We start from the raw sequence: 21,952 nt of genomic DNA, 5'->3' as shown, positions 1-21,952 counted from the left end.
ATGGCTTGAATACCTCATACAGCGCCGGGTCACGCAGGCAATCGATGAACACATCGCCTACCGAGTTGGCGGTAATTCGGTAGTCTCCCAGCACACCGGCCCCAGGCCGGTCACTTGCATCAATGACGATCAGTCCTTTTGCCGAAAGCCCGGGCATCGCGTCGCTCTTCAAAGCGTTGAACAAGAACCCCATGCCGGCAAGACCGGCTCCCCCGACGACGCAACCGCAGGTTGTTTCCATACCGTTATCAAACATGATGATGCTCCATCGTCATTTCATACGTTGGTGCATTCCAGAAGTACTGGTTGATCGAATACCTGGCTGATACGGCGAACCAGCGTCCATGCACGATTCGAGGCGAAACACATACAGCCGAATGCTGACGGATGCTCATTCACCGAGGTGATGAGTCGTCATATAAAAGAAGTGTTTTTACAGAAAGTTACAGTGACACCAACGGCAACAGCATGAAGTTTTGAGCTGACCCACTACTTTCATTGCTACCGCCGCCTTTTCCAAGGCGGTGTTTTGAGGGTAGCGTTTTTTATCAACAAAAAAAGCGTGACAAGACAGGCAATTGAATAGTTGCAAAGAAACACAACGGTGTCAAATCAGCCGAGCACAGAGCAAACAGTTCAACCACGCGCTATAACCTGATGATTTGACTGATCTTGTCTTGCCAGACGCGCGGCGCAGATGCAGTTGCACCGACACTAAACCGTGACGCGGGTTTCTTTTATTTTTTTATTGCCTGACGTTTGAACAGCATTTCTTCGACGCTGTTAATTTGGCGAGCACAGTACATCCCTGGTACCAGTCATTCTGCCTGATACAACTTACCTGTCGCCATAAGGTGGCCTGGCGATGGCCAACGCTATTCGATACAAACGAAAAGGCCCCGATCAGCGATGATCAGGGCCTCACAGCGTGATGCCGTGGCATCAGGGGGATGCAGCAGTATCAGGCAGCGCTGTAATGCGCGCGCGACACTCTTGATTTGGCCGGTTCTTCACGCAGCTCGGCAACCAGCGCAGAGATATCCCGAACCGTATTGATACGGCTGAGCGGAAGGCTCGTCTGGCGATGGGTGCGGCCCGATGCAGGGTCGCTTATCTGCACCGTCATCTGATCGTTGGCAATCGTGCAGGTACAGCGCAACGGCAGGAACGCACGTTCAACGATGCTCCGGAGTTCTAACTCAGACAGTCCACTCGCGATCATTTCTTTATCTCCTTATGTGTGTAAGCACGTCCCGACAGTGACAAATATTGATAATTTTTATTGTTGATGACTCTTTTAAAAACGGCCCACGCAAGCCCGCCAATTATCCGTCGTCACTCACGTGATGCTTAAAGCAGTTATACACCTCACCCCGGCCTTCAAGCAACTTCCACAACAAAATATCCTTAACACTTTTAACACGGTTCTTTATTGAAAAATCGACAGGAAAAACGATTCACCGTAATGATTTCAAGGGTCCTGCTGATGGACAGAGTTCAGGGTGTATGAAACGGTTTGCATTAAACCGTACAAAGACTGACGAACGGTCGGACACTGAAGTGGATGTACCCGCAAAGCAGACGGTACTTTCAGCGAACCGCTCACAAAAAGGTCGACCGTAAAAGGCACGCCCGGACCGATGCGACCGAGCGAGCCCCGATAAAGAAGCTTACTGTTCCGAACCGGACAGGCGCAGATGGATCAACGCGACCCGCGCACCTTGCTTGTCGCGTTTCTCTTCGATGGCATACGGGCGAAACCCCATCCGCGGGTAAAAAAGCAAGCCAGGCACGTTATGGTTGTAGCAGGACGCAATCAGCTCCGTTGCTTCGTGCTTGTCGAAAGCGATCCCCATCATGCTGGTGATCATGTACCGCCCTACCCCTTTGGAGCGGGCCTTGGGCGCGATAATGACGTTACCCAGCGAGCAGCGACCGCGAAATTTGCACTGAGAGAAATTTGCAAAACCGACCACTTCGCCATCCATCTCGATGACGGTCGAGTCATGACGAGTCTCCAGCGCTTCGCTGAGCTGCGAAGCGGTCAGCGGATAGGTGGCTCTGGGGAACATGTAGAACAGTTCGTCGGCGTTCTGCGGCAATTCGCAGATGGTGGGGATATCTTTTTCTTCCAGGGGGCGATGATGAAACATAGGCGGTAACCTCTTGAAGAAATTGAAGAAAGCGCGAGTACACGGCAAGCAAATCGACGTCTCGGGCGGCGGCAGGTGACAAAAATACAGCGCCCGTAACGACACAGCATAATCCCCGGCTATCAAAAAGGGCCAGCCCAATAACGAATCGTGCTAATGAGCGACTTCGTTGACGCTGCATTCGGCCCTTTGGCGCAACGTATTGAAGCATAGGGCGTTGCATGTACATCGCTAGGGTTCGGCTGGAAAACCTGCCCGCTGGCTGGCTGTGCAATATGCTGTAACCCATGTTTGGCAGTTCGTCTTGCAACCCGCCTGCAGAACCGGCATTTATTTCACTTTGTTGACTGGAACACTCGTCTTATGCCGATTTCACTTCTGGCGCGTTTCAAAGCCCGCCCCCTTGGATGGATCTGCATGTCGGCCATCATTCTTGGTCTGCCGGTCGGCTGTGCGGTGCTCGAGCACAAGGAGCGCGAACTGGTATTTCGCATTGAGCCCGGTACGGCCAGCTGGTACAGCGGTCTGCCCGCCGATGTGCAGGAAATCGAACTCCGCGCGCCTTCATTTGGTACATCGCAGAATATCCACGCCTGGTGGTGGCCTGCGTCAGACCGGAACGCGCCAGCCGTGCTGTACCTGCACGGTTCAAGGTGGAACCTGACAGGCCAGCTGTTTCGAATCCAGCAACTCAAGGCACAGGGCTATTCCATACTGGCGATCGACTATCGGGGTTTCGGTCAGAGCATGGGCCAACTGCCGTCAGAGAAATCCGTGTATGAAGACGCACGTGTCGCGTGGCAGCGCCTGAAGCAATTACAACCCGATCCGCAACGCAGGCTGATCTACGGACATTCTCTAGGGGGCGCAGTTGCAGTGGACCTGGCGGCCGAACTGGGCAGAGACGCAAAAAAGGACAATGCACCGATTCAGGCCCGCGGGCTGATAATAGAGTCGACCTTCACCAATCTGGCGGATGTGGCCACCGCGCTCGCCAATACCTCGTTGCCGGTGCGCTGGCTGCTGTCTCAGAAGTTCGACTCTCTGGACAAGATTGCAGACATCCACATGCCCGTTCTGATCGTGCACGGCACCGAAGATCGCTATGTACCGGCTCGTTTCAGCGAGCAGCTGTTTGACGCGGCACAGGAGCCCAAGAAACTGCTGCTCGTACCCGGCGGTACGCACAACAACAGCATGCAACTCGGGCAGCCCGCTTACAGTCGCGCTATCCGTACACTGCTCGACACACCCGCCTCGCTCCCCAGGGTCACAACACAGGACCAGCCGTCCAGGAACGCCGGTTAGACATTGCCGGACGCGACGCCGCATCCTGCGCGCTCATCAAAGGACCGCACAATGAACTGCATTGTCGAGTATTCAGATTCGTTACACCGTCTCGCGGTCATCGAACTGTGGGAGACAGTTTTCAACGACGACCAGCCACATAATCGCCCGGACCTGTCGATCAACAAAAAACTGGCTGTCGAGGACCGACTGTTTTTCGTCGCTGTTGCAGACGGCCGTGTGGCCGGGACCCTTCTTGCCGGTTACGACGGCCATCGCGGCTGGCTGTATTCGGTTGCAGTGGACCCGCAACAGCGCGGCCGAGGGCTGGGAACAATGCTGGTCAAGCACGCAGAACAAGCCCTGACAGATCTTGGCTGCGTCAAGATCAACCTGCAGATTCATACGTTCAACGAATGTGTGCAGGCCTTTTACCAAACGCTGGGATACACACCTGAAGCCATCATCAGCATGGGTAAACGGATTGCTGCCAACGTACCGACTCAATCCTGACCGGCAGAGCGGCCGACCCGCCAGGGCGATCGAAGCCCGCCTCAGGATCATTCATTTATTTACATGAGAATTAATATCAAATTACAATTATTGCTATTAACGTCCTAGCAGAGCATCTCACTTGAGCACTTCCTCCTTACGCCCTCGCCGTCCCGGCGCTTTTCTGCTTTCCGCACTTTCTCTGGCGATATATTCCAGCAGCGCTGTGCATGCGGCTGAAACTGCAACCTTGCCGGCCACGCAAGTATCCGCAGCCGCCACCGAAACCCAGGAAGGTTACAGTGCCAACAGCGCAAGCACCGCCAGCAAGAGTGATGTACCGCTGAAGGAAGAGGCACAGTCGGTCAATGTGGTGACGCCGCAGACCATCGCCGACTACAACGTGCGCTCGCTGGACGATGCGATGAAGTTCGTCAGTGGCGTCAGCCAGGGCAATACCCTGGGCAACACCAAGGATTCAGTGATCAAGCGTGGTTTCGGCACCAACGACGACGGCTCGATCCTGCGTGACGGCGTGCGCTCGGTGGTATCGAAAAACTTCGGTGCCACCACCGATCGCGTCGAGGTGCTCAAAGGCCCGGCATCGCTGCTGTACGGAGCGATGGAGCCGGGGGGCGTGATCAACGTAATCAGCAAACAGCCGCAATACGTGCAAAGCACCACACTCAGTGGCTCGGCCTACAGCGAAGGCGGCGGCAGCTTCGGCATCGACACCACCGGCCCGCTGGGCGACTCCGGGCTGGCTTACCGCCTGGTGGCAGAACGTCAGAGCGAGGACTATTGGCGCAACTATGGCGTCGACCAACACACCCTGATCGCACCATCGCTGTCCTGGACCGGAGAGCGCGCCAGCCTGACACTCGCCTATGAATACAACGATTACGTCAGTCCGTTCGACCGCGGTACGGTGTTCACGGGTGGCCATCCGGCGGATATCAGCTACGACAAGCGCCTGGACGAAAAGTGGTCCAATACGGTCGGCATCAGCGAAACCGCAACCGCGCGTTTCGAGTACCAGCTCAGTGACGACTGGAAAACCCGCCTGACCTACGGCTGGAACAACGACCGCTACAGCCTCTCTATTGCACAACCGAGCACGCTCTCCAGCAGCGGTGTACTGCGTCGTCAGGCCAATGGTGGCCATTATGATTACGAAACGCGCTATGCCAGTTGGGACTTCATCGGCAAACAGGAGATTCTCGGCCAGCAGCATGATGTGCTGATCGGTGCCGAGCAGGAGGATTCCGACAAGTATCGCGGCAAGACCTACCGCAACACCGCCCAGAACGGCTTCAACATCTTTTCGCCCAGCTATGGCGGTTTGGCAGAGCCCAGTGTGGTCAGTGCGGCAAACAGCAACCTGAGCAATCAACTGACGTCATCGTCGATTTACCTCAAGGACAACTGGCACCTGAACGATCGCTGGATTCTGGTCCTGGGTGGCCGTTATCAGCATTATGACCAGTACATCAAACAAGGTCTGGGTGCCAGCCGCACGGTGAACCTGGACAGCAATGACGATGTATTCCTGCCGATGGCCGGTCTGGTCTTCAAGGTCAATGAAGACCTGTCGCTGTACGGCAACTACAGCCGCTCGTTCGTACCCAATGATGAGGTCAACGATGACGGCACGACCTTCGATCCGGAAGAAGGCCGCAGTTATGAGGTCGGGGCCAAATACGCGCTGGCACCCGAGCTCAACGTCAACCTCGCTGTATTCGACATCGAAAAGAAAAACGTCGTCACCCCCACCGGCGTGACCGGCGTCAGCGAGGCGGCTGGCAAGGTGGGTTCACAAGGGGTGGAGCTGGACGTGACCGGGCGCATAGCCGAACGCTGGGACATGATCGGCACCTACGCGTATACCCACACCGAAGTGCTTGATGATCCGAGCAACAAGGGCAATCGTTTGAGCCAGGCACCCAGGCACACTGCCAGCCTGTACCTCACCCATCATCTGCAGATCCCGTCCGATCTGGGCGACTGGCATGCCGGCGGCGGCGCGCGCTATGTCGGCGAGCGCGCTGGCGACGATGCCAATACCTTCTACATGAGCAGCTACACCGTAGCCGATGCATTTCTGCGCTGGGACGTGCCCATGGCCGGTTACAAGACGCGTCTGCAATTGAACGTGGATAACCTGTTCGACAAGCAATACTACCCTTCCAGTACCGGCAGCCAGTTGCAGGTCAACGTTGGCGAACCCCGCACTGCGCGCCTGAGCGCCAGCGTCACGTTCTAAGCAGTGGCAACGGAGCAGGCCTGCAGAGGCTTGCTCCTTGACCAATCGCAGGGATGATCAGGGCTTCATCCGGTAAAAACTGATCAGCGTTTCATTGCCTTGAATGTATTCGAACCGGCCAATGAAAGCGCTCTTCTCCAGCCATTCATTAGGGCCCAGAGAAACCTGGAAGCGCGGCGTACAGGTGCATTGGTAATGGCCTTCACTGATCGGCCAGATCCCGTTCTGCAACTCCTGCTGACCCACTTCGTCCATCAGCAGAACGCCCCTGCTTTCAATGTTGATCAGTTCACCCAATTGAGTGATCAGGGTGAAACGTGTGTCGAGAAAAGCAAGCTCGGACGACAACTCGACCAGCATATTGCTACCGCCAGCCAGCACCGAACCGCTGAAATATTCGCCATGAAACTCACCGCCCAGAATCCTGCTGTTGCTGCGCAGCCCATCGCTGCATATGCCTAGCAGGACAGGCGCATCGGTTCTCAACGTGACGGTCAGCACCTTTTCAAGCTGTGGCACCGCTGCCGTATTACCACGAAAAGAGCGTTTGACGGGCTTCTTGAAATCGATGATGTTCATGGACCTGTTCACTCCATCATTGAAGGATTTCGAGCAATGGATACCCTGGCGCAGTCCATCGGGTTGGCAAAATATACAGAGCGTCGATCCGTCGGCATTTATCTGCGCCGTCTTTTCCAGTAAGCTCCACGGAGTCGGCTGAAATCGTACCGAACGGTTCAGTTCCAGTCTAGAGAATTCTGCATTACCTGTACTACACGGTTCACTAAAGGATTGAGCATATAAATGAAGGTGCGTACTGAAGCACGCCGCGAAGCCATCATTGATGCCGCAGCAAGCGTCTTCCTCGAAATGGGCTACGAGCGCGCGTCGATGAATGAAGTCACCAAGCGAATGGGCGGCTCCAAGGCGACGATCTACAGTTATTTTCCGTCCAAGGAAGAACTGTTCATCGCAGTGGTCAACCGGCTTGCAACCGCCCATCTGGCCGAGGCTGTTTCAGAACTGGCGACCTATGACGACACAGGCACCGATACGGAACTAGACCTCAGAACGCTGTTCACCCGCTTCGGGGAGCGAATGTTGATGGTACTCATCAATGATGACAGTGCGTTGGCGGTGTACCGCATGGTGGTAGCCGAATCCGGGCACTCCGACATCGGCATGATGTTCTACGATTCGGGCCCTCGGGAATGCCTGCAAACCGTCACCACACTGATGACTGCGGCCATGCAGCGCGGCCAGCTGCGCAAAACCGATCCGCATATTGCTGCGCTGCAGTTGACCTCCTTGCTGACTGCCGAAACCGACATCCGTCTCTATCAGCAAGCCCCCGAGCGCCTGGGTGTCGAGCAGATTCAAAAAATGGTCAAGCGAGCAGTCGATACCTTCATGCTGGGTATGGAAGCGCGGTGATTCGATGGGGCTGCGGCAGGCAGCCCGCTTTACACACCATTCAAATGCAATTCAGTCACAACTAGAAATATTTTCTTACCATTTCTCTGAAAGGCTTGATCCGAAATCTGATTTCGAATGTGCGCAAGACGTCAAGAAAACCCCAAGGCAGGCGATAGCTTGTTGCCTACCTCGGAGAAACAGCAATGATCCTGCGCAAACTCAACCTCGCCCCGCGTTCGGCTTTATGTTTCGGTATTTTCTGCCTGATGATCGTCGCTCTGGGCTTACTGGCCCTGCGTCAGGCCGCACAGCTCAATACCGCAGAAAAATTCATCGAAACCAATGTCCTGCCCAGCGTAAAACTGCTCGGCTCTCTGGACAGGGAATTTGTAGGAATCAGGGGCAATAACGCTCGCCTGCGAAACCCCCTCGAGCCCCAGGATCGAAGGACCAAGGCGCTCAGCGACATTCAACAGTCCCGTGCGCTGATTGCCGGTTATTCGGATGCCCTCAGCAAGCTGCTCGTTACGCCTCAAGGGCGTCAGGCGTTCGAAGAACTCCGCAAAGCCAATTCTGACTATCAGACCGCTCAGGATCGTTATCTGGCCTCTGTCGCTGCTGGCAATCTTGAGGGAGCCGTCGCCATCTCCAACGGCGAAATGAAAAGTGCGGCGGATCAGGTCGAAAATACACTGAAGAAACTCATTGGTATCAATGACAGCAAGGCAGAAAAAGCGGGTGATCAAGCCGAGTCTGCCTACCAGCAAACCTTGTGGATGGTGAGTATCTTTATCGCAGCCGGTGTAATTGCGACGCTGCTGCTGGCCTGGATGTATACCCGCAGCCTGACCGGGCCGATCGGTGAATCACTGAACATTGCGCAACGCATTGCGGCCAATGACCTGAGCAAAGACATTCCACAAGACGGCAGTGATGAAGCAGCGAGACTGATCGCAGCACTGGCGTTGATGCAAACCAACCTGCGCAGCGCCCTGACACTGATCGGTGACTCTTCAACCCAACTGGCCGCGACGTCCGAGGAGATGCACGCAGTCACCGAAGACGCATCGCGCACTATCCAGCGTCAGAGCAACGAGATCGAGATGGCAGCCACGGCCGTCAACCAGATGAGCGCGGCAGTAGAGGAAGTGGCCAGCAACGCCGCATCGGCCTCGCAGGTGACCTCTCAATCGAGCACGGCGGCCATGGCCGGACGTGCGCAAGTCGATGAAACCGTCACGGCAATCAACCTGATGGTGTCCAAGGTGCAGATAACCTCCACCGAGGTACAAGGCCTGGCCGTCATGGCAACCGACATCAGCAAGGTGCTGGACGTGATCCGCGCCATTGCAGAACAGACCAACCTGCTGGCACTCAACGCGGCCATCGAAGCTGCCCGCGCAGGCGAAGCCGGACGAGGCTTTGCGGTGGTCGCGGACGAAGTCCGGGCACTGGCGCATCGTACCCAGCAATCGACCCGCGAAATCGAGCAGATGGTCAGTTCGATTCAAACCGGCACTGGCAATGCCGTCACTGCCATGGAGCAGACCAGCTTTCAGGCGCACAAGACGCTGGAAATGGCCAATGGCGCTGGCAAGGCGCTGCTCGATATCACCGAATCCATCAGCCAGATCAATGAACGTAACCTGATGATCGCTACCGCCGCCGAAGAGCAGGCACAGGTAGCTCGCGAGGTGGACAGGAGTCTGGTGAGCATTCGTGACCTGTCCAGCCAAACGTCAGAGGGCTCGAATCAGACCGCGATTGCCACTGCCGAGCTGTCGACACTGGCTTCTGGCCTTAACCGTCTTACCAAGCAGTTTCGCGTTTAAGCACCTTCGCCGGAAAGTACGCTTCCCGGCATCTCCTCTTGTCGAATGGCCCGCCCTGATCTAAGTTGTACGACGACAGATGAATCATTTCGTCTGCACAATCCTGCTTACCTTCAATAACGACAAGAAAAGGGATAAACATGAAAAAGCTGACACTGCTAATGGCCTTTATGTGCCTGTTCACCGGTTACGTCGCAGCCGCAACCTCCGACGAGGCTGACGTTGCCAGCGCGGTCGATAAGCTGACACAAGCCATGTGGCACAAGGATATAGCGCAACTCGAGGCGCTGACCGCCGACAACCTCACGTATGGGCACTCCAGCGGTAACATCCAGGACAAAAAAGCCTTCATTGCCGACATCGAAACCGGCAAGAGCGCGTTCAATGACCTGAAGATGCTCAATCAGAAGATCACCCTGTCCGGCGACGTCGCGCTGGTACGCAATCACTTCTCGGCACAAGCGGTGAACAGCGGCAAGGTTGTGCCGACGGAAATCGAGAACTTCCAGATCTGGCAAAAGCAGAATGGCCAATGGCTGCTCATCGGCCGTCAGGCCTTCCGCTTTTAACTGACAGCGTTCAAGGCAGAGCGCTACTGCTGTGTGCCGAACATCGCTGTCCAGTAAATCCCTGCGTCACTTTTGGGGTCCATCGCGTAGGCTGCTCCCATTTCGCGAAAATCAGGGCTCATGAGGTTGGCGCAGTGGCCCGGACTCACCAGCCAGCCGTCCACGACCTTGCGCGCACTGTCCTGGCCCGCAGCAATGTTCTCGCCGACCTGCTGGCCTGCATACCCTGCCAGTTCGGCCCTGTCGCCCGGCGTGCGGCCGTCGCGATCCTTGTGGTCGAAAAAGTTCTGATTGGCCATCGCTCGCGAATGGTGTTGTGCCGCCGTGCCCAGTACAAGGTTCCAGGTCAATGGCGTCGTAGCAGCAAAGGATTGCGTACCACATTGACGCGCCTGGGTGCGGGCATTGTTGACCATTTCCAGAATCTTTTGCCCTTCTGCCTGCCAATCGCCGAGGCGTGAGGCCACCAGAGAACGTGCCAGTACAATGCGCCAGTCTCGCCCTTCCCGGCTAACCCCGATATCGACGAACTGCGGGTCCAGCACTACGCGACAGAAACTCTCCAGTACGGCTTTCAGCGCCGAGTCGGCGTCACTCGGGCCGGACAGGCTGATCGCCTGCACGGTGACCATCGGGTAAGAGGCACGCGTCAGCGCCTGCTGCAGGTCCAGGTTGCCACTGGCGGGCAGTACCAGACGTGCGTCGCTGGTCAGCGGTGGCAGTTCCATCGACACCTGTTCGCCACAACGTTGTGCCTGACCACGGTAGGCATTGAGGGATTCGACCAGTTGCGTTTCGTCACTGGCCAGCGCAGCACTGGCAAGTATCCCGGAGCACAGCACCGCCATAAATGATAAGCATACTCTCGGGAGCGACAGGCGCAGGGTGTTGAAAATAACAGGCATGAAGAGTCTCTCTCGGGCTGAGTCCGCCTATGATGCGCGAAATAACCCGGTCGGACGCAACGCCTTTTTCATGCCTGAGCGGAATTTAATCGCCAGAGCACTCACCCGGAGCACCAACCATGTGCGCCCAGAGGAGGCTCCCCTTGCGGCGCAAACCGCACAGATAAGACGGGAGCAGCGTCCGGGCACTGCCCGGGTGAAACGAATTACAGCTTGAAGTTGGCGACCAGCGAATTGAATGAGGTGGCCAGTCGCGACAGTTCCTGACTGGACGCACTGGTCTGGTTGGCACCTGCAGCGCTCTGGGTCGAAAGGTCCTGAATGTTGAGCAGATTGCGATCCACCTCGCGGGCAACCTGGGCCTGCTCTTCGGAAGCCGAGGCAATAACCAGATTACGTTCGTTGATGGTGGCTACACCAAGTGTGATCTTCTCTAGCGCTGCACCGGCGCGCAGTGCCAGCTCCTGAGTATTGGTGGCCAGTGACAGGCTCTTGCCCATCGCAGCAACAGCGCCATCGGCACCGGACTGCACAGTACTGATCATGCCTTCGATTTCCACGGTCGACGCCTGAGTGCGGTGTGCCAGGGCACGCACCTCGTCAGCCACCACCGCAAAACCGCGCCCCTGTTCACCGGCGCGCGCGGCTTCGATGGCAGCGTTCAACGCCAGCAGGTTGGTCTGCTCGGCGATGCTGCGAATGACGTCCAGCACCTTGCTGATTTCGCGCACATGGCCGGCCAGCTCCGAAACAGCACCAGTGGACTCGGTGATCTCGTGCACCATGGTGGTAATGCCCTTGACCGTATGATCCACCTGGCCACGACCATCGACGGCATCATCCGTCGCAGCCTTGGACGCCTCGGACGTCGATACCGCATTGCGCGCCACTTCTTCCACCGCAGCGGTCATTTGATTGACGGCGGTCGCAGCCTGTTGGATTTCGTCGTTCTGGCGGGTCAGCCCACGCGTGCTTTCATCCGTCACGGCACTCAGTTCTTCGGCAGCAGAGGCCAACTGGTCAGAGGCGCTGGCAATCTGTTGAATGGTATGTTTCAGACCGGTCTGCATGTCGGACAGCGCGTCCAGCAGTTGCCCGGCCTCGTCGCCACGGTCAGAGACAATGGGCTGGGTCAGATCGCCCCCCGCAATGCGCTGAGCACTGGCTACCGCGACAGCCAGCGGTCGGGTAATCATCCGGGTGATCAGCACGCCCAGCATGATTGCCACCAGAAAGGCAATCACAACGCCAATCTCCAGCATCAGCACCGACGTGGCCTTGAGGTCGCCCGCGGCTGCAGCGCCCTCCTTGATCTGACGGTTGTTGGAATCGATCATGGTCCGCAGGTAGCCGCGTACTTTGGTAAAGCCGTCGGTGGACAGCGTGTTCAGACGGGCACGGGCGGCTTCGTAATCACCAGCCCTCATCAGTTCAACCACCTGCTGAGCGCCAGCGATGTAGCCAGGCAGCATCAGCTCAAGCTGGTCGCCGGCAGCACGCTCGTCATCTTCCAGAGGCGTGGCGCGGTAAATCGCGAACACTTTCTGAGCGCGAGCCAGATCGTCGTTCAGTGCCTGACGAACTCGATCCTTGTCGGCCTCAGACACACCACCGTCCTGCGCATCGAGCAAACGGTACAGTCCACGGTTGTGCGCGGTGAGGCTGGTCAGCGTCTCATTGGTGTTGCTGACAGAAACAAGGTTGTTGGAAAAGGTCAGCTCGAGCGCATTGGCAAGACGGGTAATGCCCACCATACCCAGGCCGCCAACGGCCAGTGTAATCAACGCACAGACGATGAATGCCGAAAGAAGCTTGGTCGAAAACTTGGACTGACGCAGGAAATTCATGGGGCTTACCTGTTGCTGAATGAGGGGTGACGTCCGTGCCGGAATGAGTGATCGAAAATCGGTGATGTCATAATGACTTCACCTCATTTGGATCGTTCCAGCACGCCCTTCACTTTTTTGATAGATGGCTTTGACAACTAACGCTTGCGCAACTAGCGCCCTCTATCGGTTCAGCCTCATTCTTACCGTACGGCTGTCAGTGCAGCCTGAAGGTTTGCGCAACATCTTCTGGCAGACCATGTTTCGCGAGGCGCTGTTCGGCGAACGCCCTGGCATCGCGGGTCATCCGGTCAAGATGGTGGTCACGCTGTTTCTCAGCTTCGATCATTGCGCTCTTGCCGTGCTGCTTGATCAGGTACGCGTGAATCTGACGCACTTCAACCGAGCTATAGATCGGTGCTATGTCCATAACGGCAAGCAAGCCATCAGTTCCATGATCCCGGGTATTCATGATGACCTGCGGGCCGCGCGCGCCCAGTACCTGGAAGCCTGACGCCTCGAAATACGGCACTTTGTCGACCACGCAATACAGTTCGGCGTGTGGATAGCGACCGACCATTTTATCCAGCATCGAGCGTGCAATGCCTTGACGACGATGGCTTTCGCGCACCGTCATGTAGGCCACTGCGCAGGCCTGCGGATCATCCTGCACGGGCAGATACAGTAAAAACCCCAAGACGGTTTCAGGGTCTTCATCGTCCAGCGCGACGATCAGCTCCACCGCCAGACTGTGTGAACCGCCTATGGCATTCAGGTACAGATGCACCTCGTACCCAACGCCGTACTGATAAAGGTTGTACAGCGGATTGTCCGGTGCGATGGCTACCATGCTGATGTCGGTTACGTAGTCGACGACCATCTGCTGTATCTGGCTACGGATGAACTCCGGCGGCGGGGTGTGTAGCAGCATGATGGTGGACATGAGACGAGGGCTCCAAGCGGGGGTGTACATGGACGGGATGTGGCCACATGATAGCGCGTCGACGCCCTGACCACCGATAGTGTCATCTTGCTACACAGCTAATTAGTTGCAACTTATACGATGACTCAAAAGAATAATATCAAAAAGCCACCCACTTTCAGTATTACATTCAGAATGTCGTACGATCGTCCCATACCGCACCACACGCAAGACAAGAGTCGTGTAAGGCACCATTGATAATGAGTTTCATTAAGCCTGATAACTAAATCCTGACGGTGTTTTAATGAGCACCGACATTTAATAAAAAACGCTTTACTTTCAGATAATTATAAAACTAACGCGTTTATTTTAGACGGTTTCATTCAGGGCATGATGTCATTAGCCACTTGGCAGATACCCCAACTAAATATGAACGTATTTTGTCCGGTTCCCTGTTCCCGCCAGTATTTATCTCAATCACCCCGATATATTTTTATAATCACTGCACTGCCCTCACGCGCCTAAGATAAACCGGCCTACTAAAAATATGAGGGATTCAAAATGCCGTTATTAAACTGGTCCAGACACATGGTATGTCTGACTGCAGTCGGTCTCGTCACGGTGCCGACCGCGTTTGCAGCCGACACCCTGACCCGCGACAATGGTGCCGTCGTCGGTGATAACCAGAACTCTCAGACTGCAGGCGCTCAAGGGCCTGTGCTGTTGCAAGACGTGCAATTGCTGCAGAAGCTGCAGCGCTTTGATCGCGAGCGTATTCCGGAGCGCGTGGTCCATGCCCGTGGTACAGGTGTCAAAGGCGAGTTCACTGCATCGGCCGACATCAGCGACCTGAGCAAGGCAACGGTTTTCAAATCGGGCGAAAAAACACCGGTATTCGTGCGGTTTTCTTCCGTGGTTCACGGTAACCACTCGCCTGAAACCCTCCGCGACCCTCACGGCTTCGCCACCAAGTTCTACACGGCAGACGGTAACTGGGACCTGGTAGGCAACAACTTCCCGACCTTCTTCATTCGTGACGCTATCAAGTTCCCGGACATGGTCCACGCCTTCAAGCCCGACCCGCGTACCAACCTGGACAACGATTCACGTCGCTTCGACTTCTTCTCGCATGTCCCGGAAGCCACCCGTACGCTGACCCTGCTGTACTCCAATGAAGGCACGCCGGCAGGCTATCGCTTTATGGACGGCAACGGTGTGCATGCCTACAAGCTGGTCAATGCCAAAGGTGAAGTGCACTACGTCAAGTTCCACTGGAAGACCCTGCAAGGCATCAAGAACCTTGATCCGAAAGAAGTCGCACAGGTGCAGTCCAAGGACTACAGCCATCTGACCAACGATCTGGTCGGCGCTATCAAGAAGGGCGACTTCCCGAAATGGGATTTGTACGTTCAGGTCCTGAAGCCTGAAGAGCTGTCGAAATTCGACTTTGACCCGCTGGACGCTACCAAGATCTGGCCAGACGTGCCCGAGAAGAAAATCGGCCAGATGGTCTTGAACAAGAACGTCGACAACTTCTTCCAGGAAACCGAACAGGTCGCGATGGCACCGGCCAACCTGGTACCGGGCATCGAGCCTTCAGAAGACCGTCTGCTGCAAGGCCGTGTGTTCTCCTACGCCGACACCCAGATGTATCGCCTGGGCGCGAATGGTCTGAGCCTGCCGGTCAACCAGCCTAAAGTTGCGGTGAACAATGGCAATCAGGATGGTGCTCTGAATAGTGGCCACACCACCAGTGGTGTCAACTACGAGCCAAGCCGTCTCGAGCCGCGTCCGGCTGATGAGAAAGCGCGTTACAGCGAGCTGCCAGTCAGTGGCACTACCCAGCAGGCGAAGATCACGCGAGAGCAGAACTTCAAGCAGGCAGGTGATCTGTATCGCTCCTACAGCCCGAAAGAGAAGACCGACCTGGTCCAGAGCTTTGGCGAGTCACTGGCTGATACCGACACTGAGAGCAAGAACATCATGCTTTCGTTCCTGTACAAGGCAGACCCGGATTACGGCACTCGGGTAACCGAAGTCGCCAAAGGCGATCTGAGCAAGGTCAAGTCGCTGGCCGCAAGCCTCAAAGACTGATGATCTGATGCCCCGCCCCGGCGTTCCGAACGCCGGGGCGGTTCCAGCCAGGAGAATGCCTGTGAAGAATCTTGTCTATGGCTTGCTGCTGTTTGCTGCAGCCGCACACGCCACGCCACCCACAACCACACCGCCGTCGGAACTGACCGCCGAGCAGGCTGCCGGTCAGCTGCGCACGCTGTTTTTCGATGCATCCCGTGAAGGCAACAATCCAATGCTGGACACCTTCATCGAGGCGCATTACGACCTCAATGTGCGTGACGAGCAAGGTTACACCGGTCTTATCCTGGCGGCCTATCACGGCCATGAAGACTCGGTGGAACGCCTGATAAATGCCGGAGCAGATCCCTGCGCAAAGGACAATCGTGGCAACACGGCGCTGATGGGCGCGATTTTCAAGGGCGAACTGAGCATCGCCAAGCGCCTGGTTCAGGCCGACTGCGGCCCTGATCTGACCAACAATGCCGGACAGACGGCCGCCATGTATGCGGCGCTGTTCAAACGCACTGAAGTGCTCAAGGCGTTGACCGACAAAGGTGCCGACCTGAATATCCGCGACAGCATGGGCAACGATGTGCAAGGCCTCTCCAAGGGCGAATTCCAGGCACTGCCGACCCGCTGACAGCTGTTGGCTCAATCCTCGCGTTCGATCATTTCGTATATGCGGCCAGCGAAGGCTTCCATGGTGAACGGCTTGGTGAGCACCCACATCCCCGGATCCAGGTGACCATTGCCAATGATCGCGTTCTCTGCGTAACCGGTGATGAACAGCACTTTGAGGTCGGGTCGAATCATGCGCGCGGCATCTGCCAGTTGCCGACCGTTCATGCCGCCCGGCAAACCGACATCGGTCACCAGCAGGTCAATACGTGCATCGGACTCCAGCACCTTGAGCGCCGACGCGCCTTCGCCCGCCTCGATCGGGATATACCCCTGATCTTCGAGCACTTCGGCAACCAGCATTCGAATGGTCGGCTCGTCGTCAACGATCATTACTGTGCGCTCGGTCTGCGCCAGGGCCGATTCGCAAGCCCCGACCGCCTCGATCTCTTCCGGAGCGCCGAGGTAATGACGCGGCAAGTACAGACACATGGTCGTGCCTTGATCAGGTTCCGAGTAAATACGCACTTGCCCGCCGGACTGACGCACAAAACCATACACCATCGACAGACCCAGCCCGGTACCCTGCCCCAATGGCTTGGTGGTGAAAAACGGATCGAATGCCCGATTGATGACCTCGGGCGACATGCCCGTGCCGGTATCGCTGACACACAGCGACAGGTACTGACCCGGTGTCAGATCACGGCTCTGGGAGCCGCGCTCGTCGATCCACCTGTTGGCTGTCTCGATGGTGATTCGCCCGCCTCGCGGCATGGCGTCCCTCGCGTTGATACACAGGTTCAGCAGTGCATTTTCCAGTTGCGGGGCATCGATGAACGTTGACCACAGTCCGACTGACGTCACGACTTCCAGCGTGATGTGCGGCCCGACGGTACGTCGAATCAGCTCTTCCATCCCGATGACCAACCGGTTGATATCTACCGGCTTGGGGTCAAGCGTCTGCCGACGTGAAAACGCCAGCAGGCGGTGAGTCAGCGAGGCGGCACGCTTGGACGCGTCCTGGGCTGCACCTATGTAGCGATCTATTTCGGTGAAACGACCCTGACTCATGCGCGTCTTGAGCAGTTCCAGCGAGCCAGTGATGCCGGTGAGCAGGTTATTGAAGTCGTGAGCGATACCGCCAGTCAACTGGCCGACAGCCTCCATCTTCTGCGACTGACGCAAGGCTTCCTCGGCCTGAGTCAGGCGCTCCTGCTCGCGCAACCGCTCGCTGACGTCGTAGGCAAACAGATACGCGCCAATGGCCTGTCCTTCTGCATTGCGCAAGGTGCTGTAGCGCAGTTCGAAGTGGCTGGCCGGATCTTTCGAATCGCTGAAGCTGACGTTTTCGGCAAACTCCTCACCCGACAACGCCCGCGTCCAGCGCTGTTCAAGCCCTGCTTTGCTCTGCGGACAGTTGTCCAGCAAGTCGAGCATATTGTCGCCCACTTGCGGACGGACACCGAAAAGGCGCTCGAACTCGCGCAGCGCGGAACCATTGATGGCCATCCAGCGATAATTGCAGTCGACGACATGAATGAACGCGTTAGTGCCATTGACGACATCGGCGAGCACGTTGCGCTCGGCCACGGCCTCGACAATGCGCGCCTCCAGGGTTTCGTTCAGTTGCTGCAACGCCAGTTCAGCACGCTTGCGCTCAGTGATGTCCTGAAACAACACGGCGACCTGCCTGCGGCTGGCCGGCTCGATGCGAAATGCCGTCAATGCCAGATAGCGTCCGGTGGCCACCAACTCGCGCTCGAAGCGTACCGGCTCTCCGGTGCGCAATACCTTGCCGTAGAACTCGACCCAGCCATCGGCCTCTTCGCGTACCATCTCGCGCAGCTTCTTGCCCACCACATTGGCAATGCCGGCGTGATACTCATAAGCCGGGTTGGCTTCGATGTGAATGTAATCGCTCAGCGGTCCATGCGGGCCGTCAAAGAACTCGATGATGCAAAAGCCTTCATCCATCGCGTCGAACAGAAAACGATAACGCTCCTGAGATTGCGCCAGCGCGTATTCAGCCTCCCGACCACTGACGCTCAGGCGCTCTTTAAGCGAAGCGTTTTCCTGCTCCAGCGCAGACAACCGGCTCTGGAGATGTTGTAAATCTGTCGGGGTCACGGCGGCGGCACCTGCGGTTTTGGTTGTGCCGCTTTCCCGTCAGACAGGGCGGCACGAGCACGCTACGAGAAAAAGTGCCCGCTTGCAAAAATAATGGCATTTTGAACTCGAAAAACGCTGGCTTTCGACAAAATCACAGTGGGAGGTGGTTCTCAAGACAGCATGACGAATGACAGGCATTCGCCCGAGCAAGCATCTCCAGTTCGCGAGATCAGTTCTATTCCGGCACAGATGCCTGCAGACGCAACCATTGGTCCGCCACTTGCCCCATGCTTTTGGCCTCGCCATTCCTGATCCATGTCATGAACGACCGGTCGAACCTGAACGACGGCCCGCACTGTCCGATCATGAACCGCCTCACGTTCTGCGTATTCCGGTATCGGTTGTCCACGGCGGTATCGCGTGTAACAGGATCGGAGTGCCAGTCGAACGTCATGCCAAGCCCTGCTCTTCATATGAATGTCTGTACTTTATAGCGACAAATCCGTCAGGTTGCGAGCATGCGCATTGCCATCAATGGCAGGGCTTGCAGGTCATGCCATCCGTACAGCGCAAAACACGTCGACAGACCCTGTGCCTGCTGCATATCGTTTCTGAAGACAGCCCCGTCACTCCCCAGCAAATGGCACCAGCGACTCCAGCAGCCACGCCCCCGCTGGTCCCAGGCTGCGCTGGAATGACCAGATGACGTCTACCGCCGAGCGACGCGGCCAACCGGAGACCTTCAGCTCCTTCAACAGTCCGCCCGAATAGCGTGACACCAGCCAGCGTGGCAATGCCGACCAGCCAAAACCAAAGGCCGCCATGTCCATCAGCAACAGGTAATTGGGTGCCGACCAATGACGATGGCCGCTGGTAGGCAGATCATCGGTGGGAATGCTGTGCTCGACGAGCGTATTGAGGCGCAATGCGCGATGACGTGCCAGTTGTTGATAGTCAACGCGCTCCAGCGCGGCAAGCGGATGCGTATGCGAGACGAACAGGCCGAAGTCGGCACTTTCATCGATGGTTGCGTGACCGATTTCCGGTGGATAGCTGGCTTGCGCCGACAGCAGCCCCAGTGATGCCCTGCCCGACTGCACCAGGCTGATTGCATCACCGTGCTCGGCGAATACGCATTCCATCTCCAGGTCCGGAAAGCGCTGATCCAGCTCGGTCATCAGTCGCTCGAAATCGGCAAACTGGTTGGCATCCGACAGCACCAGCGTCAACCGCGGTTCAACCCCTGCCGAAAGCCGCGCGGCCGTACGGCGCAGGCGGTCAGAAGCGCACAGCAGGTCGTCGACACGGCCGAGCATGGCCCTCCCGGCTTCAGTCAGTACCGGTTGCCGCGATGAACGATCGAACAGCTCCAGCCCGAGATCGATCTCCAGCCGGGCAATCGCTTCACTGATGGTCGATTGACTCTTGCCCAGACGCCGTGCGGCCGCACTGAACGAACCCAGCGCGGCAATCTGGGCAAAGGCTTCCAGCGCTTCCGGCGAATAGCTCATGACATTCTCTTATCGGCTTTACCGATGGTATTGATTTTCAGCTTAACGCAAACACCGATGATAATGCTGCCACGAACCCAGTAAAGGACAACGTGATCATGAGCAAAAGCCAACAGCGAGCCGCCCGGAACGCCTCCGTCGCGCCCAAAACCCTGCGCGAGCGAGCGTTGCATGCAAGTCTGTTCGAAATCGGCGGTGTGATTCTGGTCGCACCGCTGCTGGCCTGGATCATGAACCACTCGCTGGTAATGATGGGTGCCATGACGGTGATGATTTCGACCGTCGCCATGCTCTGGAACATGGTCTACAACGCCCTGTTCGACCGACTGCGCAACCGATACGGATTGACCATGAGCCTGACGACCCGCGTCTTGCACGCAATGGGTTTCGAGGCCGGACTGATTCTGGCCGTCGTGCCGTTGGCCGCGTGGTGGCTGACGATCAGCCTGATGGAAGCATTCTGGCTGGACATCGGCCTGCTGCTGATGTTTCTGCCGTACACCCTGCTGTTCAACTGGGCCTACGACACATTGCGTGAGCGTATCGTGCAGCGGCGCGTGGCGAGGTGTGAGGCGCTTTGAACGCACCGATTCAGGCATCAGGTGCCTGAATGCACTGCATCAGCTTTCCTCACTGGATTATCCGGCCAGCTCCATTGCAAACTGTCTGTCACTGACCACAGGAAGGCTCTCTTCAATGACAACCGAAGTACTCAAACTGGCGGCGTTCAGCGATGGAGATCGCGGTGGCAATCCGGCAGGTGTCTGGATCGGCAATGCGTTACCCGATGATGCCGTCATGCAGCAGATTGCCGCCGACATTGGTTTTTCCGAAACAGCGTTCGCCGCGCCTGTCGAAGATGGCTGGCGGGTACGGTATTTCTCGCCGCTGGCAGAAGTGCCGTTTTGCGGGCACGCAACCATCGCCCTGGGGGCCGCGCTGGCCTCACAGCACGGCGATGGCGTGTTCAATCTGACGCTCAATCAGGCGAATATCACTGTCGAAGGCCATGCGCAAGGCGCTTTGACCTCGGCAGCGCTACAGTCGCCGGCGACGTTCAGCAAGCCGATCAGTGCGCAATTGCTTGAGCAAGCGCTGACGCTGTTCGGCTACACGCATGGCGATCTGGATGAGCGCATTGCGCCAGCACACATCAATGGCGGTGCCGGACACCTGGTACTGGCGCTGAACAGTCGTACCCGGCTCAAGGCCATGCGCTATGACCAGCAAGCGGGTCGAGAGCTGATGGTACGTGAAGGCTGGGCCACGATTCTGCTCCTGTGGGCCGAAACCGATCAGCTGTTCCACACCCGCAATCCGTTTGCCTTCGGTGGCGTCTACGAAGACCCGGCCACCGGCGCAGCCACAGCAGCGCTGGGCGGATATCTGCGCGATATCGGTTGGCCGCACGGCGGCTTGATAGACATTATTCAGGGCGAGGACATGGGCAGCCCGTCACGCCTGCGCGCCGAAATCCCTGAACAACCGGGGAGTTCGATCCGGGTGTCGGGGATGGCGCGTACCTTGTAGTCAACATCACGTCCTGAGCTTGCTGCCACCGATCGCCACGCCCAGTAACATCACGGCAACGATCATGAACGCCAGCTCAAGACTGCTGACATGCGCAATAAAACCGATTGCGGCAGGACCGATCAGAATCCCGGCGTAACCGACGGTGGTAATCGCCGGGATGGCCACGCTTTCCGGCATGGTTTTCTGTCGGCCGACTGCGCTGTAACAGACCGGCACGATGTTCGAACACCCCGCGCCTACCAACGCATAGCCCAGCAGCGCCGCCTGCCAGGCCGGGACCAACGTGGCAACCGCCAGGCCCGCCGCCGCACATAAACCGCCCAGGATGATGACCCGATTGGAACCGACCCGCCGGACGATGGCGTCACCAGACAGCCGCCCCAGCGTCATGGTCATGGCAAAGACTGCGTAGCCAAGCCCGGCATAGGACGCTTCGACAC

At 57.1% G+C, this 21,952-nt stretch carries 18 protein-coding genes and 4 pseudogenes; 10 read left to right on the top strand and 12 right to left on the bottom strand.

The window, feature by feature from the left end; all coding sequences use genetic code 11:
• From ALO80_RS26805 to ALO80_RS26795, 3 genes and pseudogenes are all read right to left on the bottom strand, one after another.
• Nucleotides 1-256, bottom strand: a pseudogene (locus tag ALO80_RS26805) (pyridine nucleotide-disulfide oxidoreductase); the annotation flags it as partial.
• Nucleotides 257-961: 705 nt separating this feature from the next.
• A complete protein-coding gene (locus ALO80_RS26800) occupies nt 962-1,222 on the bottom strand; it encodes a DUF1652 domain-containing protein (RefSeq protein ID WP_054985307.1) in 261 nt (86 codons plus the stop codon).
• Nucleotides 1,223-1,670: 448 nt separating this feature from the next.
• Nucleotides 1,671-2,153 (bottom strand): GNAT family N-acetyltransferase, encoded by a 483-nt coding sequence (locus tag ALO80_RS26795; RefSeq protein ID WP_002554160.1) that lies wholly within the window; start codon nt 2,151-2,153, stop codon nt 1,671-1,673.
• 363 nt (nt 2,154-2,516) lie between these two features.
• On the opposite strand from ALO80_RS26795, the gene ALO80_RS26790 reads away from it, so the two are divergent.
• The 3 genes from ALO80_RS26790 (at nt 2,517) to ALO80_RS26780 (ending at nt 6,195) form a co-directional block, all read left to right on the top strand.
• Complete coding sequence (locus ALO80_RS26790; protein WP_055011162.1) at nt 2,517-3,461, top strand: alpha/beta hydrolase; 945 nt, start codon at nt 2,517-2,519, stop codon at nt 3,459-3,461.
• A 51-nt stretch (nt 3,462-3,512) separates the two neighbouring features.
• Entirely contained in the window at nt 3,513-3,953 is a 441-nt protein-coding gene (locus tag ALO80_RS26785; RefSeq protein ID WP_054985309.1) for a GNAT family acetyltransferase, read from the top strand.
• Between the two features lie 121 nt (nt 3,954-4,074).
• Complete coding sequence (locus ALO80_RS26780) at nt 4,075-6,195, top strand: TonB-dependent siderophore receptor (RefSeq protein WP_054985310.1); 2,121 nt, start codon at nt 4,075-4,077, stop codon at nt 6,193-6,195.
• A gap of 57 nt (nt 6,196-6,252) precedes the next feature.
• Here the strand turns inward: ALO80_RS26780 and ALO80_RS26775 are convergent, their stop codons facing one another.
• Complete coding sequence (locus ALO80_RS26775) at nt 6,253-6,774, bottom strand: DUF3237 domain-containing protein (protein ID WP_055011161.1); 522 nt, start codon at nt 6,772-6,774, stop codon at nt 6,253-6,255.
• Nucleotides 6,775-6,999: 225 nt separating this feature from the next.
• On the opposite strand from ALO80_RS26775, the gene ALO80_RS26770 reads away from it, so the two are divergent.
• The 3 genes from ALO80_RS26770 (at nt 7,000) to ALO80_RS26760 (ending at nt 10,012) form a co-directional block, all read left to right on the top strand.
• Nucleotides 7,000-7,629: a TetR/AcrR family transcriptional regulator gene (locus tag ALO80_RS26770; RefSeq protein WP_055011160.1), complete on the top strand. Its 630-nt coding sequence runs from the start codon at nt 7,000-7,002 to the stop codon at nt 7,627-7,629.
• Nucleotides 7,630-7,814: 185 nt separating this feature from the next.
• Nucleotides 7,815-9,443: a methyl-accepting chemotaxis protein gene (locus tag ALO80_RS26765; protein ID WP_055011159.1), complete on the top strand. Its 1,629-nt coding sequence runs from the start codon at nt 7,815-7,817 to the stop codon at nt 9,441-9,443.
• 140 nt (nt 9,444-9,583) lie between these two features.
• On the top strand, nt 9,584-10,012 hold the full coding sequence (locus ALO80_RS26760) for a nuclear transport factor 2 family protein (protein WP_054985314.1): 429 nt from the start codon (nt 9,584-9,586) through the stop codon (nt 10,010-10,012).
• Between the two features lie 23 nt (nt 10,013-10,035).
• On the opposite strand, the gene ALO80_RS26755 is transcribed toward ALO80_RS26760, so the two are convergent.
• From ALO80_RS26755 to ALO80_RS26745, 4 genes and pseudogenes are all read right to left on the bottom strand, one after another.
• Nucleotides 10,036-10,917, bottom strand: a complete 882-nt coding sequence (locus tag ALO80_RS26755; protein ID WP_055011158.1) for a CAP domain-containing protein — start codon at nt 10,915-10,917, stop codon at nt 10,036-10,038.
• A gap of 206 nt (nt 10,918-11,123) precedes the next feature.
• Nucleotides 11,124-11,720, bottom strand: a pseudogene (locus ALO80_RS32685) (methyl-accepting chemotaxis protein); the annotation flags it as partial.
• A gap of 309 nt (nt 11,721-12,029) precedes the next feature.
• Nucleotides 12,030-12,764 (bottom strand): annotated as a pseudogene (locus ALO80_RS32680) (MCP four helix bundle domain-containing protein); the annotation flags it as partial.
• A 196-nt stretch (nt 12,765-12,960) separates the two neighbouring features.
• Nucleotides 12,961-13,686 (bottom strand): GNAT family N-acetyltransferase, encoded by a 726-nt coding sequence (locus ALO80_RS26745; protein WP_055011156.1) that lies wholly within the window; start codon nt 13,684-13,686, stop codon nt 12,961-12,963.
• Between the two features lie 567 nt (nt 13,687-14,253).
• Between ALO80_RS26745 and katB the strand changes: the two genes are divergently transcribed.
• Both katB and ALO80_RS26735 read left to right on the top strand, forming a co-directional pair.
• Nucleotides 14,254-15,759, top strand: coding sequence for a catalase KatB (katB, locus tag ALO80_RS26740; RefSeq protein WP_054985318.1), 1,506 nt, complete (start codon nt 14,254-14,256; stop codon nt 15,757-15,759).
• 61 nt (nt 15,760-15,820) lie between these two features.
• Entirely contained in the window at nt 15,821-16,381 is a 561-nt protein-coding gene (locus tag ALO80_RS26735; RefSeq protein WP_055011155.1) for an ankyrin repeat domain-containing protein, read from the top strand.
• An 11-nt stretch (nt 16,382-16,392) separates the two neighbouring features.
• Here the strand turns inward: ALO80_RS26735 and ALO80_RS26730 are convergent, their stop codons facing one another.
• From ALO80_RS26730 to ALO80_RS26720, 3 genes are all read right to left on the bottom strand, one after another.
• Nucleotides 16,393-18,486: a hybrid sensor histidine kinase/response regulator gene (locus ALO80_RS26730; protein ID WP_055011154.1), complete on the bottom strand. Its 2,094-nt coding sequence runs from the start codon at nt 18,484-18,486 to the stop codon at nt 16,393-16,395.
• Between the two features lie 217 nt (nt 18,487-18,703).
• On the bottom strand, nt 18,704-18,922 hold the full coding sequence (locus ALO80_RS31670; RefSeq protein ID WP_055011153.1) for a DUF6434 domain-containing protein: 219 nt from the start codon (nt 18,920-18,922) through the stop codon (nt 18,704-18,706).
• 172 nt (nt 18,923-19,094) lie between these two features.
• Nucleotides 19,095-19,979, bottom strand: a complete 885-nt coding sequence (locus ALO80_RS26720; RefSeq protein WP_055011152.1) for a LysR family transcriptional regulator — start codon at nt 19,977-19,979, stop codon at nt 19,095-19,097.
• Between the two features lie 98 nt (nt 19,980-20,077).
• Between ALO80_RS26720 and ALO80_RS26715 the strand changes: the two genes are divergently transcribed.
• Nucleotides 20,078-20,560: a multidrug/biocide efflux PACE transporter gene (locus ALO80_RS26715; protein ID WP_055011151.1), complete on the top strand. Its 483-nt coding sequence runs from the start codon at nt 20,078-20,080 to the stop codon at nt 20,558-20,560.
• Between the two features lie 115 nt (nt 20,561-20,675).
• The gene (locus ALO80_RS26710; protein ID WP_055011150.1) at nt 20,676-21,509 is read left to right on the top strand and encodes a PhzF family phenazine biosynthesis protein; all 834 of its coding nucleotides are present in this window, start codon (nt 20,676-20,678) and stop codon (nt 21,507-21,509) included.
• A 6-nt stretch (nt 21,510-21,515) separates the two neighbouring features.
• On the opposite strand, the pseudogene ALO80_RS26705 reads toward ALO80_RS26710, so the two are convergent.
• Nucleotides 21,516-21,952 (bottom strand): annotated as a pseudogene (locus tag ALO80_RS26705) (MFS transporter); the annotation flags it as partial.

This window comes from Pseudomonas caricapapayae (assembly GCF_001400735.1).
GTDB classification, from domain to species: Bacteria; Pseudomonadota; Gammaproteobacteria; order Pseudomonadales; family Pseudomonadaceae; genus Aquipseudomonas; species Aquipseudomonas caricapapayae.
This window is presented reverse-complemented; position numbering and strand designations above follow the sequence as displayed.

Bases quoted from the DNA above. Each gene is read 5' to 3' on its own strand.
- ALO80_RS26800 (WP_054985307.1), bottom strand. From the start codon at position 1,222: ATGATCGCGAGTGGACTGTCTGAGTTAGAACTCCGGAGCATCGTTGAA.
- ALO80_RS26795 (WP_002554160.1), bottom strand. From the start codon at position 2,153: ATGTTTCATCATCGCCCCCTGGAAGAAAAAGATATCCCCACCATCTGC.
- ALO80_RS26790 (WP_055011162.1), top strand. From the start codon at position 2,517: ATGCCGATTTCACTTCTGGCGCGTTTCAAAGCCCGCCCCCTTGGATGG.
- ALO80_RS26785 (WP_054985309.1), top strand. From the start codon at position 3,513: ATGAACTGCATTGTCGAGTATTCAGATTCGTTACACCGTCTCGCGGTC.
- ALO80_RS26775 (WP_055011161.1), bottom strand. From the start codon at position 6,774: ATGAACATCATCGATTTCAAGAAGCCCGTCAAACGCTCTTTTCGTGGT.
- ALO80_RS26770 (WP_055011160.1), top strand. From the start codon at position 7,000: ATGAAGGTGCGTACTGAAGCACGCCGCGAAGCCATCATTGATGCCGCA.
- ALO80_RS26765 (WP_055011159.1), top strand. From the start codon at position 7,815: ATGATCCTGCGCAAACTCAACCTCGCCCCGCGTTCGGCTTTATGTTTC.
- ALO80_RS26760 (WP_054985314.1), top strand. From the start codon at position 9,584: ATGAAAAAGCTGACACTGCTAATGGCCTTTATGTGCCTGTTCACCGGT.
- ALO80_RS26755 (WP_055011158.1), bottom strand. From the start codon at position 10,917: ATGCCTGTTATTTTCAACACCCTGCGCCTGTCGCTCCCGAGAGTATGC.
- ALO80_RS26745 (WP_055011156.1), bottom strand. From the start codon at position 13,686: ATGTCCACCATCATGCTGCTACACACCCCGCCGCCGGAGTTCATCCGT.
- katB (WP_054985318.1), top strand. From the start codon at position 14,254: ATGGTATGTCTGACTGCAGTCGGTCTCGTCACGGTGCCGACCGCGTTT.
- ALO80_RS31670 (WP_055011153.1), bottom strand. From the start codon at position 18,922: ATGACGTTCGACTGGCACTCCGATCCTGTTACACGCGATACCGCCGTG.
- ALO80_RS26720 (WP_055011152.1), bottom strand. From the start codon at position 19,979: ATGAGCTATTCGCCGGAAGCGCTGGAAGCCTTTGCCCAGATTGCCGCG.
- ALO80_RS26715 (WP_055011151.1), top strand. From the start codon at position 20,078: ATGAGCAAAAGCCAACAGCGAGCCGCCCGGAACGCCTCCGTCGCGCCC.
- ALO80_RS26710 (WP_055011150.1), top strand. From the start codon at position 20,676: ATGACAACCGAAGTACTCAAACTGGCGGCGTTCAGCGATGGAGATCGC.